The organism is Streptomyces kanasensis, assembly GCF_043077165.1.
Taxonomy (GTDB): domain Bacteria; phylum Actinomycetota; class Actinomycetes; order Streptomycetales; family Streptomycetaceae; genus Streptomyces; species Streptomyces changanensis.
Genome location: NZ_JBIBSF010000004.1, coordinates 183,932 through 200,336, shown reverse-complemented (window position 1 = coordinate 200,336; position 16,405 = coordinate 183,932). Strand labels below are relative to the sequence as shown.

Here is a 16,405-nt window from a genome sequence, read left to right as displayed (position 1 = left end):
CGTGGTCTTCAGCGGAGTGCGGTGGACAGCTCGCCCCACAGGTGGGCGGTCGTCTCCACGCCCTTGAGGAGGAGGCCCAGCTCGACCTTCTCGTTCGGCGCGTGCCAGCCGTCGGACGGCACGGAGATGCCGAGGAAGAGGACCGGCGCGGCCAGCACGTCCTGGAGGTCGGCGGCGGGCCCGGAGCCGCCCTCACGGGTGTAGCGGATCTTCGCCCCGTCGAAGGCGCGGCTCATGGAACGGGCGACGGCCCGCAGGGCCGGGTGGTCGAGCGGCGTCAGGCAGGGGCGGGTGGCAGCGCCGAAGGTGATCCGGTGGCGGATGCCGGCCGGGACGCGGGCGGCGACCCAGTCGCGGACCGCTTGCTCGATCCGGTCCGGGTCCTGTCCGGCGACGAGCCGGAAGGTCAGCTTCAGCTGGGCGGACGAGGGGATGATCGTCTTGCCGCCGGGGCCCTGGTAGCCGCCGCCGATGCCGTTGACCTCGGCGGTCGGGCGGGCCCAGACGCGTTCCAGGGTGGAGTAGCCCGCCTCCCCGAGGGTGCCGTGCGAGCGGGCCGTGGCCAGCCACGCCGCCTCGTCGAACGGCAGCTCGGCGATGAGTTCCCGCTCCCTTTCGTCGAGCTCGACGACGCCGTCGTAGAAGCCGGGGATGGTCACGCGCTCGTCGTCGTCGTGGAGGGCGGCGACCAGGCGGGCGGCGACGGTGGCCGGGTTCGGCACGGCGCCGCCGAAGGAGCCGGAGTGGATGTCCTGGTCCGGGCCGTGCAGCTCGATCTCGCACTCGGCGAGGCCGCGCATGCCGGTGCAGACGGTGGGCGTCGTCTCGTTCCACATGCCGGTGTCGGAGACGATCACGGCGTCGGCGGCGAGACGGTCGCGGTGCCGCTCGACCAGGGCGCGGAAGTGCGGGGAGCCGGATTCCTCCTCGCCTTCGACGAGCAGCCTGAGGTTGACGGCGGGGGCGGTGCGGCCGGTCAGCTCCAGATGGGCGAGGACGCCGAGGGTGTGGAAGAACACCTGCCCCTTGTCGTCGGCCGCCCCGCGCGCGTGGAGCCGCCCGTCGCGGACGACCGGCTCGAAGGGCTCCGTGTGCCAGCCGTCCTCGCGGGCGGCGGGCTGCACGTCGTGGTGTCCGTAGACGAGGACGGTGGGCGCGTCGGGGTCACCGGAGGGCCACTCCGCGAAGACCGCGGGGGCACCGTCCGTCTCCCAGACCTCGGCGACCGGGAAGCCCGTCCCCCGGAGCTTGGCGGCGAGCCATTCGGCGCTGCGCCGCACGTCGGGGGCGTGCTCCGGCTGGGCCGAGACGGAAGGGATGCGCAGCCACTCGGCGAGGTCGTCGAGGAAGGCGTCGCGGTGCTGCTCCACGTACTTCCGTACGGTCTGGACGGCGCTGTCCGGGGTGTCGCTCATACTGCTGAGCCTATCCGGCGGAGGGCGGTGTCCCGTCTGCCGTCCCACCGATCAGGACGCGCTCCAGCCCGTCCCGGCCGGGCAGGCCCTCCGGGCGGACGACCTCCCCCGTGCGGACGTACACGAACGCGGCGCTGACCGCGTCCAGGGGCAGTCCGTGCAGCTCCGCCCAGGCGAGGCGGTAGACCGCCAGCTGGAGGGGGTCACCGGTGCGGTGGCGGGTGGTCTTCCAGTCGACGATCTCGTACGTGCCGGAGTCCGGGTCGTGGTAGACGGCGTCGATGCGGCCGCGGACGACCCGCCCCGCCAGGGCGAGCTGGAAGGGCGCCTCGACGCGGTGCGGCGTGCGGTGGGCGTACTCGGTCCGCTCGAACGCCTCCTTGAGGGCGGCCAGGTCCCGCTCGTCGACGATCTCCGGCTCGTCGGCGTGGACCTCGCCGCCGGGCAGCTCGTCGGGGCCGAGCAGCGGCAGGGGCAGCGCCTCGAAGCGCGACTCCACCCAGGCGTGGAACCGCGTGCCGCGGCGGGCCGCCGGCTGCGGCGGGCGCGGCATGGGCCGGGCCAGCTCCGCCGCGAAGGCGTCGGGGTCGGCCGCCAGGCGCAGCAGCTGCGAGGCGGAGAGCGAGGCGGGCAGCGGCACGTCCCTGGTGGCGCTGCGGGCGCGCAGCAGCTCGCCGGTGAGGGCGTCGAGGTCGCGGTCCCAGGAGGCGACGGTGCGGGCCTCCTCGGGTGCGAGCCGACCCGTGTCGCCACGGGGTGCCGGGGTGTCGTCGCGCAGGGGCGGGATGTCGTCTTGGGGGTCGTCGCCGGCGTCGTTCCGGGGGTCCCCGGCGTCGTCGCGGAGGTCCCCGGCGTCGTCCTGGGGGTCCGGGGTGTCATCACCGGGGAGCCCAGGCCGTGCTCCGGAGCGTCCGGTGGTGGTGCCCGGGCGTCCGGTGCGCTGGTGCGGGAGCGCGTGCGCGGGCAGCGGGAAGCCGTCCGGGAGCTCGCCCCGCGCGTGGGAGGTGTCGTCCGGAACCTCGGGGTCGTCGTCCCGGGGCGGGGCGTCGTCCGGCCGGGAGACGTCCACGTCGTCCGGGGCCTCCACGTCGTCCGACCAGAAGACGTCCACGTCGTCCGGTGCGTCCACGTCGTCCGGCCACCACGGCACGTCGTCGACGGCCGCGTCCGGCGCGTCGGCCGCCTGCCGTGCGTCGTCGTCGGGCGGGGCCTCCAGGTAGGCGAGGACCGTCTCGGCGGCGGCGCGGCGGCGGGCCAGGGACGCGGGGTCGAGCGGCAGCGGCCACGCGTGGTCGTCGGCGGCGGCCCCGAGGGCGGGGTTCTCCGCGTCCTCGTCCGGTTCCTCGGCCCACGCCTCGATCTCGCCGTACCCGGCCGCGCAGTGGTCGTACAGCGCGTGGAGGAACGGGGAGGGACCGCGGCGGCGCTTCTGGGACGGCCCCCACCAGTGGGCGGAACCGAGGAGGACGGAGCGGGGGCGGGTGAAGGTGACGTACCCGAGGCGGAGCTCCTCGGTGTGCTGGTGGTCCCGCAGCGCGTCCTTGAACGCCCTCAGCGACGCGGCGTCCCAGGTGTCGATCCCCGGCAGGGTGTCGGCGTCGCCCCGCAGGGCGTACGGGAGCACCTGCGGCTGGGCGGTCCACGCCTCACGCGCGCGGGAGCTGGGGAACTGGCCGGTCACGAGGCCGGGGACGGCGACGACGTCCCACTCCAGACCCTTGGACTTGTGCGCGGTGAGGACCTTGACGGTGTTCTCGCCGCCCGGCAGGGCGTTGTCGAGGCCCTTCTCGTACTGGGCGGCCGTGCGCAGGAAGCCGAGGAAGGCGAGGAGCGTGGCCTCGCCGTCCACGGCGGCGAAGCGGGCGGCGACGTCCAGGAAGTTCGACAGGGTCTCGCGGCGGCGGGCGGCCAGGGCGTGCGGTGACGCGGAGAGCTCGACCTCCAGGCCGGTGGTGGCGAGGATGCGGTGCAGCACGTCCATCAGTGGGTCGGCGAGGGCGCGGCGCAGGTCGCGCAGCTCGGCGGCGAGACGGGCGAAGCGGACGCGCGCCTCGGCCGAGAACGGCAGGCCGTCGTCGTGGCCGCCGGTGTCCAGGAAGGTGTCCAGGGCGTCGGCCAGGGAGATCACCTCGGCGGGGTCCACGCCCTCCACGGCGGCGGCGAGCCGCTCGTCGGGGTCGGCGTCGCCGTCGGTGGCGCGGTGGACGAGGAGGCGGGCGCGGCGGCCGAGGAGGGCGAGGTCACGGGCGCCGATGCGCCAGCGGGGGCCGGTGAGGAGCCGTACGAGCGCGGCGTTGGCACCGGGGTCCTGGAGGACCTCGCAGACGGCGACCAGGTCGGCGACCTCGGGGAGGTGCAGGAGCCCGGACAGGCCGACGACCTCGACCGGCACGTCGCGCGCGACGAGGGCCGCCTGTATTTCGGGGAAGTCCGTCGCCGTGCGGCACAGGACGGCGATCTCGCCCGGTTCCTTGCCAGTGCGGACGAGGTGCGCGATGGAGTCGGCGAGCCAGGCGATCTCCTCGGCCTGGGTCGGCAGCAGGGCGATCCGCACCACGCCGTCCCGCTCGGCGCCGGGGGCGGGGCGGAGCGCCTCCACGCCCTCGTGCATGGCGCGCAGGGGCTCGGCGAGGCCGTTGGCGAGGTCGAGGAGGCGGCCGCCGCTGCGGCGGTTCTCGCTGAGCGCGTACCGGGTCGCGGGGCGGCCGTCGGCGTACGGGAAGTGCTCGGGGAAGTCGTCGAGGTTGGCGACGGACGCGCCGCGCCAGCCGTAGATGGCCTGGCAGGGGTCGCCGACGGCCGTGACGGGGTGGCCGGTGCCCCCGCCGAAGAGGCCGGAGAGGAGCAGCCGCTGGGCGACGGACGTGTCCTGGTACTCGTCGAGGAGGACCACCCGGAACTCGTCGCGCAGCTGCGCGCCGGCCTCGGGGCGGGTGAGGGCGAGCCGGGCGGAGAGGGCGATCTGGTCGCCGAAGTCGAGCAGGTCGCGCTCGCGCTTGGCGGCGCGGTAGCGGACGACCAGGTCGAGCAGTTCCCGTCGGGCGGCGGCGGCCTCGGGCACCTTGCGCAGGTCGGCGTTGCCGAGGCGGACGGCCTCCAGGGCGGTCAGCAGCCGCGCGTCGTGGGCGTCGAGGTCCTCGGGGGGCACCAGGTGCTCGGACAGCTCGGCGTCGAGGGCGAGGAGGTCGCTGACGAGCGTGGGGAAGGAGCGGGTGAGCGCCGGGTAGGGGCCGGGGGCCTCGCGCAGGACGCGGGCGGCGAGCTGGTAGCGCGTCGCGTCGGCGAGGAGGCGGGAGGTGGGCTCCAGGCCGATGCGCAGACCGTGGTCGGTGAGGAGCCGGCCGGCGAAGGCGTGGTACGTCGAGATGCTCGGCTCGCCGGGCGGGTCGTCCGGGTCGATGACGTCGGGGTCGGTGACGCCGGCGCGGACGAGGGCGGTGCGGACGCGCTCGGCGAGCTCGCCGGCGGCCTTGTTGGTGAAGGTGAGGCCGAGGACCTGCTCGGGGGCGACCTGCCCCGTACCGACCAGCCAGACCACGCGGGCGGCCATCACCGTGGTCTTCCCGGAGCCGGCTCCGGCCACGATGACCTGCGGGGCCGGCGGCGCGGTGATGCAGGCCGTCTGCTCCGGGGTGAACGGGATGCCGAGCAGCTCCTTGAGCTGCTCGGGGTCGGTGATGCGTGCGGTCACCCGGAGAAGGCTAACCGGGGCCACCGACAGCGCCCCGCCGCCGGAAGGGCCGGGGCCCGGGAGGGCCGGGGCCCGGGAGGGCCGGGGCCCGGGAGGGCCGGGCGCGAGGCGGGCGGGCGTGCCGAACCTCACTTCCGGGGCCGTCGTCCCTCGGGCGCCGCCACCTTGGGACGTGCGCCCGTGGATGCCGGGTCGTGGATGCCGGGTCGTGGATGCCGGTTCGTGGGCGCCGGGTCGTGGTGCCGGTCCTGGGCGCCAATGCCCTCGGGGCCCTCGCCCTTGGGGCTGCGCGCCGTCGGGGCGGGGCCCCGGCCTCACTCGACGATGTGGCGGCCCTCCGGGCGGGCGCTGCAGGAGGCACGGAAGGCGCACGTGGTGCAGTGCTGACCGGTGGTGGGGGTGAAGCGTTCGTCGAGGACGCGCCCCGCGGCGGTGGCGAGGAGGTCGGAGACCCACTCCTCGGACGGCGGCTCCTGCGACTGCACGCGCGGCAGGGCGTCGCCGCCCTCCTTCTTGGGGGCGGCCTGACGCAGGTGGACCAGTTCGGCGCCGCCCGGATCGGGGCGGCGCCCGTCGAACACCTCGTCGAGCGCCCCCTCGCGGACGGCGAGCTGGTAGACGGCGAGCTGGGCGTGGCGGGCAACCTCGTCCTTGGTCGGCGTCTGCTTGCCGGTCTTGAAGTCGACGACGTAGGCGCGGCCCTCCTCGTCGCGTTCGACGCGGTCCATGGAGCCGCGGATCCGCACCGCGTACTCCCCCGCCTCAAGGGTGACGTCGAAGCCGTGCTCGGTGGCGGCGGGGGCGCGTCCGCCGCGGTCCATGACGTGCCAGCGCAGGAAGCGCTCCAGCGCCACGCGCGCGTGCTCCTTCTCCTGCGCGGACTTCCAGGGAGCGTCGAAGGCGAGCGCGTCCCACACGGAGTCCAGGCGCTCCATGAGGACGGCCAGGTCGGCGGGGGTCCGGCCGGACGCGACCTCGTCGGCGAGGACGTGCACGACGTTGCCGAAGCCCTGGGCGGCGGTCGCGGGGGCGTCGGCCTTCACCTCACGGCCCAGGAACCACTGCAGGGCGCACGTGTTCGCCAGCTGGTCCAGGGCACTGCCGGAGAGGGTGACGGGCTGATCGCGGTCGCGCAGCGGCGCGGGGGCGCGCGTGGGCTCGTACAGGCCCCACCAGCGGTACGGGTGGGCGGCCGGTACGAGCGGCTGCCCCTCGTCGTCGGCGAGGGCCGCCAGCCGGGCCAGGCGACGGGCGGCGGCGTCGCGCAGGGCGGGTGAGGCGTCCGGGTCGACGGTGGTGGCGCGCAGCTCCGCGACGAGCGCGGAGACGGCGAGGGGGCGGCGCGGGCGCGCGGTGACGTCCTTCGGTTCGACGCCCAGCTCGGCGAGGAAGCGGGAGGGCTGGTCGCCGTCCTCGGCGGGGGCCTTCACCGCGGTGACGACGAGCCGGTCACGCGCACGTGTGGCGGCGACGTAGAAGAGGCGGCGCTCCTCCGCGAGGAGGGCACCGGGGGTGAGCGGTTCGGCGAGGCCGTCGCGGCCGATGCGGTCGGCCTCCAGGAGGGAGCCGCGGCGGCGCAGGTCGGGCCAGAGGCCCTCCTGCACCCCGGCGACGACCACCAGGCTCCACTCCAGGCCCTTGGAGCGGTGCGCGGTCATGAGCCGTACGGCGTCGGGGCGGACCTGCCGCTTGGAGAGGGTGTCGGCGGCGATGTCCTGGGCTTCGAGCTCGGCGAGGAAGTTCAGGGCGCCGCGCCCGCCGGTGCGCTCCTCGGCGCGGGCCGCGGTGTCGAACAGGGCGCACACGGCGTCGAGGTCCCGATCGGCGTTGCGGCCGGCGGGGCCGCCGCGCAGGGCGGCGCGGTGGAGCCGGTGGGGCCAGCCCGTGCCGTTCCACAGGTGCCACAGGGCCTCCTCGGCCGTACCTCCGGCGGCGAGCAGCTCGCGGGTCTCGCGCAGCAGCCCGCCCAGGTACTGCGCCCCGCGCGCGTAGGCGGGGTCGTGCGCGACGAGCCGCTCGGGTTCGGCGAGGGCACGGGCGAGGAGGTCGTCGGAGGGCGGAGGGACCTTGTTGCCCGCCGCGCGCTCCTCGTCGCGCAGGGCGCGGCCGAGGCGCCGCAGGTCGGCGGCGTCCATGCCGCCGAGGGGGGACGTGAGCAGCGTGAGCGCGGTCTCGTTGTCCAGCCAGGGCGCGGCGTCGCCGCCGGACGCCCGGGCACCACCGGACGGGTCGGGGTCGGACGGCTGGTCGTCGGACGGAGTGGAGTCGGACGGCTGGTCGTCGGACGGAATGGAGTCGGACGGCTGGTCGTCGGACGGCTCGGAGTCGGACGGCTCGGAGTCGGACGGAGTGGTACCTGAGTGCTCGGTACCGGGCGCCTCGCCGCCGGACGGGGAGGTACCGGAGGGCTCTGCTCCTGACGGCTCCGCGTCGGAGCTGCCCCCGTCGGACGTCCCGGCGCCGTGCGGCGCCCCGGCCGGCTTCGGGACGTCCTGTCGCTGCGGCTCGGGCGCCGCCGCCGGCCGCGCCGCCACCGGTGCCGCTCGGGTCGGGAGCGCCGCCGTGGCCGTGACGCGCAGGGCCGTGAGGAGCGGCGCGACCGCCGGTTCGTGGCGGAGGGCGACGTCCGCGCCGTCCGTCTCCAGTGGGACGCCCGCCGAGGTGAGCGCCCGGCGCAGGGAGGGCAGGGAGCGTGCGCCCGCGCGGACGAGGACGGCCATGTCGCTCCACGCGACGCCGTCCTCCAGGTGGGCGCGGCGCAGGATGTCGGCGATGTTGTCCACCTCAGTGGACGCGGTCGGGAAGGTGTACGCCTCCACCCGGCCGCCGTCGCGTACCGCCGCCAGGTCACGGTGGGCCCGTGCCGCCCCCGCGGGGAGCCGCGGCAGCGGCATCCGGGCGGTGAGCAGCCGGGTGGCGTCGAGGACGGTCGACGCGGAACGGCGCGACGTCCGCAGCACGGCGACCGGCGCGGGGCTGCCGTCGGGGGCCGGGAACATCCGGGGGAAGTCGAGGATGCCGTTGACGTCGGCGCCGCGGAAGGCGTAGATCGACTGGTCGGGGTCGCCGAACGCGCACAGGGTGCTCCCCCGCCCGGCGAGCGCCCGGAGGAGCCGCACCTGTGCGGGGTCGGTGTCCTGGTACTCGTCGACGAAGACGGCGTCGTACCGGGGCAGCTCCACCCGGTCGGCGAGGAGCACGGCCCGGTGGACCAGCTCGGCGTAGTCGAGGACGCCCTGCATGTCGAGGACGTCCAGGTACTCGGCGAGGAAGTCGGCCGCCGCCGCCCAGTCGCGCCGGCCCGTGCGGGCGGCGAACGCGGCGAGGGCGCGCGGACCGAGGCCCAGCTCCCGGGAGCGGGCCAGTACGGCGCGCACCTCGTCGGCGAAGCCGCGCGTCGTCAGGCAGGCGCGCAGTTCGTCGGGCCAGTGCACGCGGGCCAGGCCCTCCCGCTCCAGGTCGAGCTGGCCGGCGAGCAGCTCGCGGACGGTGACGTCCTGCTCGGGGCCGGACAGCAGGCGCAGCGGCTCGGCGAACAGGTCAGCGTCCTGGTGGGCGCGGACGAGGGCGTAGCAGTACGAGTGGAACGTCGTCGCCTGCGGGGCGCGCGCGCCGGGCAGGCGGGCGGCCATCCGGTCGCGGAGCTCGACGGCGGCCTTGCGGCTGAAGGTGAGGACGAGGATCCGCTCGGGGTCGGCGCCCCGGGCGACGCGGGCCGCCACGGCCTCGACGAGCGTCGTGGTCTTGCCGGTGCCCGGCCCGGCGAGTACGAGGAGCGGTCCTCCCGCGTGGTCAACCACCCCGCGCTGGGCTGCGTCCAGGAGAGGAGGAGCCACCGGGTCCGGCGGGGTGCGCACCAGCCGGTACGCGCCCGGGGCACCCGCCCGTACCTGTTCCTGGTACGGCGCGCGCCGGGTGGTGGAGGAGGAACTCACGTGGATCGCCGGTCCTGGAGGGTGTGCTGAGGGTGAGGGTGCGGTGGAGAAGGGGCGCGGCCCCGCCGTATGGCGGAAGCTGTCAATTGTGAGCCATCGCATGCCCGGTGTCGCCCGCGTCACCGCTGCCGGCACCGGTGTCCCCGTCCCACCGGGCCCGCCGCATGTCCAGGCGCGGCACGGACGCGGCCGCGCCGCGCTCCGGCGCGGTGCCCCGCGCGGGGGTGCCCTCCGGCAGGGGGGCGGCGGCCCGCAGCGGTGCGCCGTCCCGTACGGGAGCCGGGTCCCGCAGGGGGGTGCCCTCCGCGCGGTAGTGGCCGAGCGCGCGGTGCTCGTGGCCGGGCAGCAGCCGCCCGTCGGCCCGCACCACACGCCACCAGGGGACCGATCCGCCGTAGAGCGCCATGACCCGGCCGACCTGGCGCGGGCCCCCCTCACCGAGCCATTCGGCGACGTCCCCGTAGGTCATCACCCGGCCGGGTGGGATGAGCTCGGCGACCTCCAGCACGCGCTCGGCGTACTCCGGAAGCCGGTCGGGGTGGTCCTCGGAAGTCATCCGCTCCATCCTGCACCACGGGTACGACAAGGCGGGCATCACACCCTGATGCTCTCCCCCACCTCCCGGTCATGTCACCATCTTCCGGGCGGTGACTGGTGATACGAGATCGAGAAGACGACCCCACGGAGAAGGCGAAGGGACGGGACGTGCGGCCTCCCGACGTGGCGAGCGCTCCGGGCGCCGAGCCGCACCCGAACGCCGCCCCGGCGGACGGCGGCGGACCGGACTCCGACGGCCCGGCCGACGGCCCGGCGCGGCACGACGCCCCGGGCGGCTCCGGCGTACCCGACGCTGCCGGCCCCCCCGGCCCGGACGGCCCCGCTCCCGCGCCGGTCCCCGAGGAACCCTCGCGCCCCCCGGTGCCCGAGGCCCCACACGGTCCGGACGCCCTCGCCGAGCAGCACAACGACGTCTCCGGTGACGAGCCACTGCTCGCCGCGCGCGTGCACCGCCCCTCCGACCTGCTCCGCCTGCTCGTCGGCGTCCTCGCGATCATCGTCGTCATCGGCATCGCCGCCTTCGCCAGCGGCACCACCTCCGGCCTCGAACAGGACATCAACAAGGGCACCGGTCAGGCGCCCGCCGTCTTCGTCAAGGTCGCCGGTCTGGTCTCCAGCATCGCCGTGCTGCTCGTCCCCGTGGCCTTCGCGATCGAGCGGCTCATCAAGCGGGACGGGCTGCGCATCGCGGACGGTGTGCTCGCCGCGGTCCTCGCGCACGGGGTGACCCTCGCCACCGACCTGTGGGTGGCCAGGGCCGCGCCGCTCGCCATCCAGGAGGCGCTGACGCAGCCGCAGAGCGGTGGTGGGCTGACCGACCCCGTGCACGGCTACCTGGCGCCGGTGATCGCCTACATGTCGGCGGTCGGCATGGCCCGCAGGCCCCGCTGGCGGATCATCCTGTGGGTGGTGCTGCTGCTCGACGCCTTCACCATGCTGGTCGCCGGGTACACCACGCCCCTGTCGATCATCCTGACCGTCCTGATCGGGTGGACGGTCGCGTACGGCACGCTCTACACGGTCGGCTCCCCCAACGTCCGGCCCACGGGACAGACCCTCCTGGCGGGCCTGCGCCACGTCGGCTTCCGGCCGGTGTCGGCGATGCGCGCGGAGGGCGTGCCGGACACCGCCGAGCAGGGGGACCGCGGCCGCCGCTACCTGGTCACCCTGGAGGAGGGTTCCCCCCTCGACGTGACGGTCGTGGACCGGGAACAACAGGCGCACGGTTTCTTCTACCGGGTGTGGCGCCGGCTGACCCTGCGCGGGATCACCACCCGCCGGTCCATCCAGTCGTTGCGCCAGGCGCTGGAGCAGGAGGCCCTCCTCGCGTACGCGGCGATCGCCGCAGGCGCGAACGCGCCGAAGCTGATCGCCACCTCCGAGCTGGGCCCGGACGCCGTGATGCTCGTGTACGAGCACCGGGAGGGCCGCTCCCTGGACTCGCTGACGGACGAGGAGATCACCGACGCGGTGGTGCGGGGGTGCTGGGAGCAGGTGCGGGCACTGCAGTCGCGGCGCATCGCGCACCGCAGGCTGACCGGCGACGCCCTGCTGGTGGATCGTTCCGGCAAGGTCGTGATCACCGACCTGCGCGGTGGGGAGATCGCCGCCGGCGACCTGGTCCTGCGCATGGACACCGCGCAGCTCCTCACGACGCTGGGCCTGCGGGTGGGCGCGGAGCGCGCGGTCGCGGCCGCCGTCGCCGTGCTCGGCCCGGACAAGGTCGCGGACTGTCTGCCGCTGCTCCAGCCGATCGCCCTGAGCCGGTCGAGCCGCGCCACGCTGCGCAGGCTGGCCCGGGAGCGTTCGCAGCGGGAGCGCGAGGCGGTGCTGGCGGCGTCGCAGGCGGCGAAGGAGGCCCGTCTGGAGGCGTCCACGGCCACCGGCGAGGTGGGCGGCAAGGCCGACGGGAAGGCCGAGCGCAAGGCGGTCCGCGCGGAGAAGCAGGCCGAGAAGCGGGCGCTGGAGGACGCGCTGCACGGAGCGCGCGAGGAGGACCTCCTCGCGCAGATCCGCCGCCAGGTGCTGAAGATCAGGCCGCAGGCCCCGGTGGAGCCGGTGCGGTTGGAGCGGATCAGGCCGCGCACGCTCATCAGCCTCATCGCGGGCGCCATCGCGGCGTACTTCCTGCTGTCGCAGATCGCCAGCATCCCGCTGTCGACGATCAGCGACGCGAACTGGGCCTGGGTGTCGGCCGCGGTCGTCTTCTCGGCGCTCAGCTACGTGGCGGCGGCGATGAGCCTGCTCGGGTTCGTCCCCGAGCGGGTGTCGTTCGCGCGGACCGTGGTGGCGCAGGTGGCCGGGTCGTTCGTCAAGATCGTCGCCCCGGCGGCGGTCGGCGGTGTGGCGCTGAACACCCGGTTCCTCCAGCGCTCCGGGGTCCGTCCCGGCCTGGCGGTGGCGAGCGTCGGGGCGTCCCAGCTGTTCGGGCTCGGCGCGCACGTCATGCTGCTGCTGGCCTTCGGGTACCTGACCGGCACCGAGCGGTCGCAGGACGACTTCACACCGTCCAGGAGCGTGATCGCGGGACTGCTGACGATCGCCGTGCTGGCGCTGGTCGTGACGGCGGTCCCGGTGCTGCGCAAGTTCGTCTCGACCCGGCTGCGGTCGCTGTTCGCCGGGGTCGTACCCCGCATGCTGGACGTGCTCCAGCGGCCGGTCAAGCTCGTCACCGGCATCGGCGGCATGCTGCTGCTGACGGCGATGTTCGTGCTGTGCCTCGACGCGTCGATCCGGGCGTTCACCGGCGGCACGCAGCCGCTGACGTACGCGAGCCTCGCCGTGGTCTTCCTGGCGGGCAACGCCATCGGTTCGGCGGCGCCCACACCGGGCGGTATCGGCGCGGTCGAGGGTGCGCTCCTGGCCGGTCTCGTGCTGGCGGGCGTCCCGAAGGAGGTCGCGGCTCCCGCGGTACTGCTGTACCGGCTGCTGACGCTGTGGCTGCCGGTGCTGCCGGGGTGGTTCTCGTTCAACCACCTCACGCGCAAGGGCGCCCTGTAGGGGGCGCCGGGGCCTGCCGGGGCGGCGGGTCGCCACCCGCATGGGCGCCCGTCACGGGCGGGGCGGCCCGGGCACGCCGACGATGGTCGCATGCCCACCTCTCGCGTCCCCCGGCGCACGACCGCCCTCTGGCGCACGTCGGCCCCCTGGCGTACCTCCCGCACCAGGCGCACCGCAGGCACGGCGTGCACCGGGGGCACGGGGTGCGTTGCCGAAGCGGGTACCGCGGGCGCGATGCCGGTCCCGGAGGCGGCGCCCACCACGGGGACGGCGCCCACCACGGGTGCCGGACGCAACACGGGTACCGGACGTACCAGGGACGCCGGGCGTACCACCGACGCGCGGCGGCCGGGGCTGCTGGGGCCGGCCGCCCGGCGGCGGACCGCGGTGCTCGCCGCCGCCGTCCTCCTCGCCGGTACCGCGGCGGGCTGCGGCGGCGGGGACGACGGCGCGGACGCGGACGGGGGCACGCTGGACGAGCTCGCCGCGCAGAAGCTGACATGGAAGCCCTGCACGCCTCCCACGGCCGCCGAGGGCGGTGCCACCGCGCCGTCGCCGCTGCCGGACGGCACGAAGTGGCAGTGCGCCTTCATGGATGCGCCCCTGGACTACGACAAGCCGGGCGGCGACACCGTCGAGCTGGCCCTCATCCGCGCCCCCGCCCGGGACGGGGCGAAGCGGATCGGGTCGCTCGTCTTCAACTTCGGCGGCCCCGGCGGCTCCGGCATCTCCGCCCTGCCGTCCTTCGCGCCCGACTACGCGGCCCTGCGCACCCGCTACGACCTGGTCAGCTTCGACCCGCGCGGGGTGGGGCAGAGCGACGGCGTGGAATGCCTGGACGACCGCGAGCTGGACGCCTTCCACGCCCGGGACGCCACGCCCGACGACGCCGGCGAGGTGACGGCCCTCCGGGACGGGCTGAAGGAGTACGCCGACGCGTGCGAGGAGAGGTCCGGCAAGGTGCTGCCGTTCGTCGGCACCCGGAACGCGGCCCGTGACCTGGACCTCATGCGGCGCGTCCTGGGCGACGACAAGCTGTACTACTTCGGCATCTCCTACGGGACCGAACTGGGCGGCGTCTACGCGCACCTGTTCCCGCGCCGCGTCGGCCGGGCCGTGTTCGACGCGGTCGTCGACCCGACGGCGACGGCCGTGCGGGGGTCGCTCGGCCAGGCGAAGGGCTTCCAACTGGCGCTGCGCAACTTCGCCCGCGACTGCCTCGACCAGGGTGACGACTGCGCCCTGCCCGGCAGCACGCCAGCGGAGATCGAGCAGTTCGTCGTGGACCTGCTGGCGCGGCTCGACGAACGGCCCGTCCGCGGGATCGGCGAGCGCCGGCTCACCCAGACGCAGGCAGCCAACGGCATCGCGCAGGCCCTGTACTCCAAGGAGTACTGGCGGTACCTGGAGCAGGGCCTCGACGAGGCCGACGGCGGCAACGGCGCGCTGCTGCTGGCCCTCTCCGACTCCATGAACGGCCGCGACGAGAGCGGCCGCTACACCAACCTCCAGGCGGCGAACGCGGCGATCAACTGCGTCGACGACAAGACCCGGTTCACCGCGGAGCAGGTACGGGAGAAGCTGCCGGAGTTCCGCGCGGCGTCGCCGGTCTTCGGCGACTTCCTGGCCTGGGGGCTGCTCTCGTGCGGCCAGTGGCCCGTACCGGGCACCTGGGACCATCCCGACGTCGCCGCGCCCGGCGCGCCGCCCATCCTGGTGATCGGGACCACCGGTGACCCGGCGACGCCCTTCGCGGGCGCGCGGGCCATGGCGAGGGCGCTCGGCGAGGGCGTCGGCATCGAGGTGACGTACCGGGGCGAGGGCCACGGCGCGTACAACGGCGGTGACGCCTGTGTGCAGCGGATCGTGAACGCGTACCTGCTCTCCGGCAAGGTCCCGGCCTCCGGCACGGTCTGTCCGTGAGCGGCCGATCCGTGAGGGACCCGTCCGCGGGAGGGCCCTCCGCGAGAGGCCCGTCCGCGGGAGATCCGTCCGCGGGGGGTCCGTCCGAGAGTGGGTGGTCGGTCCCTGAGGGGTGCGGCGGGATCCGTGAGGCCCTTGCCGGCCAGGGTTTTCCACAGGCCGGGAGGGCCGACGGTGGCGGCGCCTACGATGGCGTTCCACAGGTGGGGTGCCGGATTCGTCCGGGAAGCTCTGGGGGGCGGATGACGATGCGTGTACGAGCCGCGGCGATCGTGGCCACGGCGGCCGTGGTGGCCGGGCTGGCCACCGGGTGCCAGGCCGGGGACGGCGGGAGCGGTGGCGGTGCCGGGAGCGGCGGGAGCGGCGCGACGCCGGGCGCTTCGGCGAGCACGGCGCCCGGCCGGCCCGGCACTACGGCGGGGATGCCGGCCCTGCCGGCCTCGCTGACCGGTCAGAAGCCGAAGTGGCAGCCGTGCGAGGCGCCGGAGGGCGGTGACACGCCGGGTGCGTCGTGGCGGTGCGCGCGCGTGAAGGTGCCGCTGGACTACGCGAAGCCCCAGGGCGAGACGCTGTCGGTGGCGCTGATCCGCAAGGAGGCGCGCGACCGGAGCGGGCGGATCGGCTCGCTGCTGTTCAACTTCGGCGGCCCCGGCGCCTCCGGGGTGGAGATGCTGCCGGACTTCGCCCCGGACTACGACGCGCTCAACGCCCGGTACGACCTGGTCGGGTTCGACCCGCGCGGCGTCGGCGGGAGTTCGGCGGTCGTGTGCCGGTCCGACGAGGAGCAGGCCGCGTCCGAGGCGCGCGCGGACCTCACCCCGGACACGCCGGCCGAGGAAGCGGCGTACCTGAAGGACGGCGCCGACTTCGGGGCCGGCTGCGCCCGCCGCTCGGGCCGGCTCATCGCCCACGTCACCACCAGCAACACCGCCCGCGACATGGACGTGCTGCGGCACGTGCTCGGGGACGCGAAGCTGCACTACTTCGGCATCTCGTACGGCACGCAGCTCGGCGCGGCGTACGCGCACCTGTTCCCCGGGAACACCGGCCGGACGGTGCTGGACGCGGTGGTCGACCCGACCGCCGACACCAAGGGGCACGCGCGCCACCAGACGACGGGCTTCCAGCGGGCGCTGAACAACTACTTCGCGTCGACCGGCGAGGGCGCCGCCGCCGGGACCGCGCGCGTGGCCCGGTTGCTGGAGCGGCTCGACGGGCAGCCGCTGCCCACGACCGGCGGGCGGAAGCTGACGGAGGGCCTGGCGCTGACCGGCATCGTCCTGCCGCTGTACTCGGAGAGCAGTTGGCCGCTGCTGACGGAGGCGCTGGAGGAGGCCGAGGACGGCCGGGGCGACGCCCTGCTGCGTCTGGCGGACATGTACAACGACCGTGACGCGGACGGCCGCTACGGCACGGACAGCCACGCGCAGCGGGCGATCTCCTGCGCCGACAGCGACCAGCGCCCGACGGCCGCCGAGGCGAAGGCGCTGCTGCCGGAGTTCCGCCGCATATCGCCGGTGTTCGGCGCGTTCCTCGCGTGGGACACGGCCGGCTGGTGCGCGGACTGGCCGGTGAAGGGTGAGGGCTCGACGCAGGACGTGAGCGCGCCGGGCGCGGGCCCGATCCTGGTGGTCGGCACGACGGGCGACCCGGCGACCCCGTACGAGGGCGCCCGCCGGATGGCGGACGGCCTGGGTGAGGGCGTCGGCGTGCTCGTCACGAACAAGGGCGAGGGACACGGCGCCTACGGCTCGTCGCCCTGCGTGACGCGGACGGTCGACGACTACCTGCTCCGAGCGAAGGTCCCCCAGGACGGCACGACCTGTTCCTCCTGACCCACCCGCCCGTGACACCCCGCCCCGCCCACCGGACGCCGACCCCCG

The 16,405-nt window shown here is 75.4% G+C and carries 7 protein-coding genes; 3 read left to right on the top strand and 4 right to left on the bottom strand.

Annotation, left to right across the window (positions count from 1 at the left end; genetic code table 11):
- Positions 1-8: 8 nt before the first annotated feature.
- The 4 genes from ACF053_RS12545 to ACF053_RS12530 form a co-directional block, all read right to left on the bottom strand.
- Entirely contained in the window at positions 9-1,415 is a 1,407-nt protein-coding gene (locus tag ACF053_RS12545) for a dipeptidase (RefSeq protein WP_391953855.1), read from the bottom strand.
- Between the two features lie 10 nt (positions 1,416-1,425).
- Positions 1,426-5,106 carry an ATP-dependent DNA helicase gene (locus ACF053_RS12540; RefSeq protein WP_391953854.1) on the bottom strand — a complete coding sequence of 1,227 codons (3,681 nt, stop codon included), beginning with the start codon at positions 5,104-5,106 and terminating at the stop codon, positions 1,426-1,428.
- A gap of 314 nt (positions 5,107-5,420) precedes the next feature.
- Positions 5,421-9,041 carry an ATP-dependent helicase gene (locus tag ACF053_RS12535; protein WP_391953853.1) on the bottom strand — a complete coding sequence of 1,207 codons (3,621 nt, stop codon included), beginning with the start codon at positions 9,039-9,041 and terminating at the stop codon, positions 5,421-5,423.
- An 82-nt stretch (positions 9,042-9,123) separates the two neighbouring features.
- Entirely contained in the window at positions 9,124-9,597 is a 474-nt protein-coding gene (locus ACF053_RS12530) for an MGMT family protein (RefSeq protein ID WP_391953852.1), read from the bottom strand.
- Positions 9,598-9,746: 149 nt separating this feature from the next.
- On the opposite strand from ACF053_RS12530, the gene ACF053_RS12525 reads away from it, so the two are divergent.
- The 3 genes from ACF053_RS12525 to ACF053_RS12515 all read left to right on the top strand — a co-directional run bounded on the left by ACF053_RS12525 (position 9,747) and on the right by ACF053_RS12515 (position 16,357).
- Positions 9,747-12,599, top strand: coding sequence for a flippase-like domain-containing protein (locus tag ACF053_RS12525; protein ID WP_391953851.1), 2,853 nt, complete (start codon positions 9,747-9,749; stop codon positions 12,597-12,599).
- Positions 12,600-12,833: 234 nt separating this feature from the next.
- A complete protein-coding gene (locus ACF053_RS12520) occupies positions 12,834-14,522 on the top strand; it encodes an alpha/beta hydrolase (protein WP_391953850.1) in 1,689 nt (562 codons plus the stop codon).
- A 242-nt stretch (positions 14,523-14,764) separates the two neighbouring features.
- A complete protein-coding gene (locus ACF053_RS12515) occupies positions 14,765-16,357 on the top strand; it encodes an alpha/beta hydrolase (protein ID WP_391953849.1) in 1,593 nt (530 codons plus the stop codon).
- Positions 16,358-16,405 lie beyond the last annotated feature (48 nt).

Bases quoted from the DNA above. Each gene is read 5' to 3' on its own strand.
- ACF053_RS12530 (WP_391953852.1), bottom strand. From the start codon at position 9,597: ATGACTTCCGAGGACCACCCCGACCGGCTTCCGGAGTACGCCGAGCGC.
- ACF053_RS12515 (WP_391953849.1), top strand. From the start codon at position 14,765: ATGACGATGCGTGTACGAGCCGCGGCGATCGTGGCCACGGCGGCCGTG.
- ACF053_RS12520 (WP_391953850.1), top strand. From the start codon at position 12,834: ATGCCGGTCCCGGAGGCGGCGCCCACCACGGGGACGGCGCCCACCACG.
- ACF053_RS12545 (WP_391953855.1), bottom strand. From the start codon at position 1,415: ATGAGCGACACCCCGGACAGCGCCGTCCAGACCGTACGGAAGTACGTG.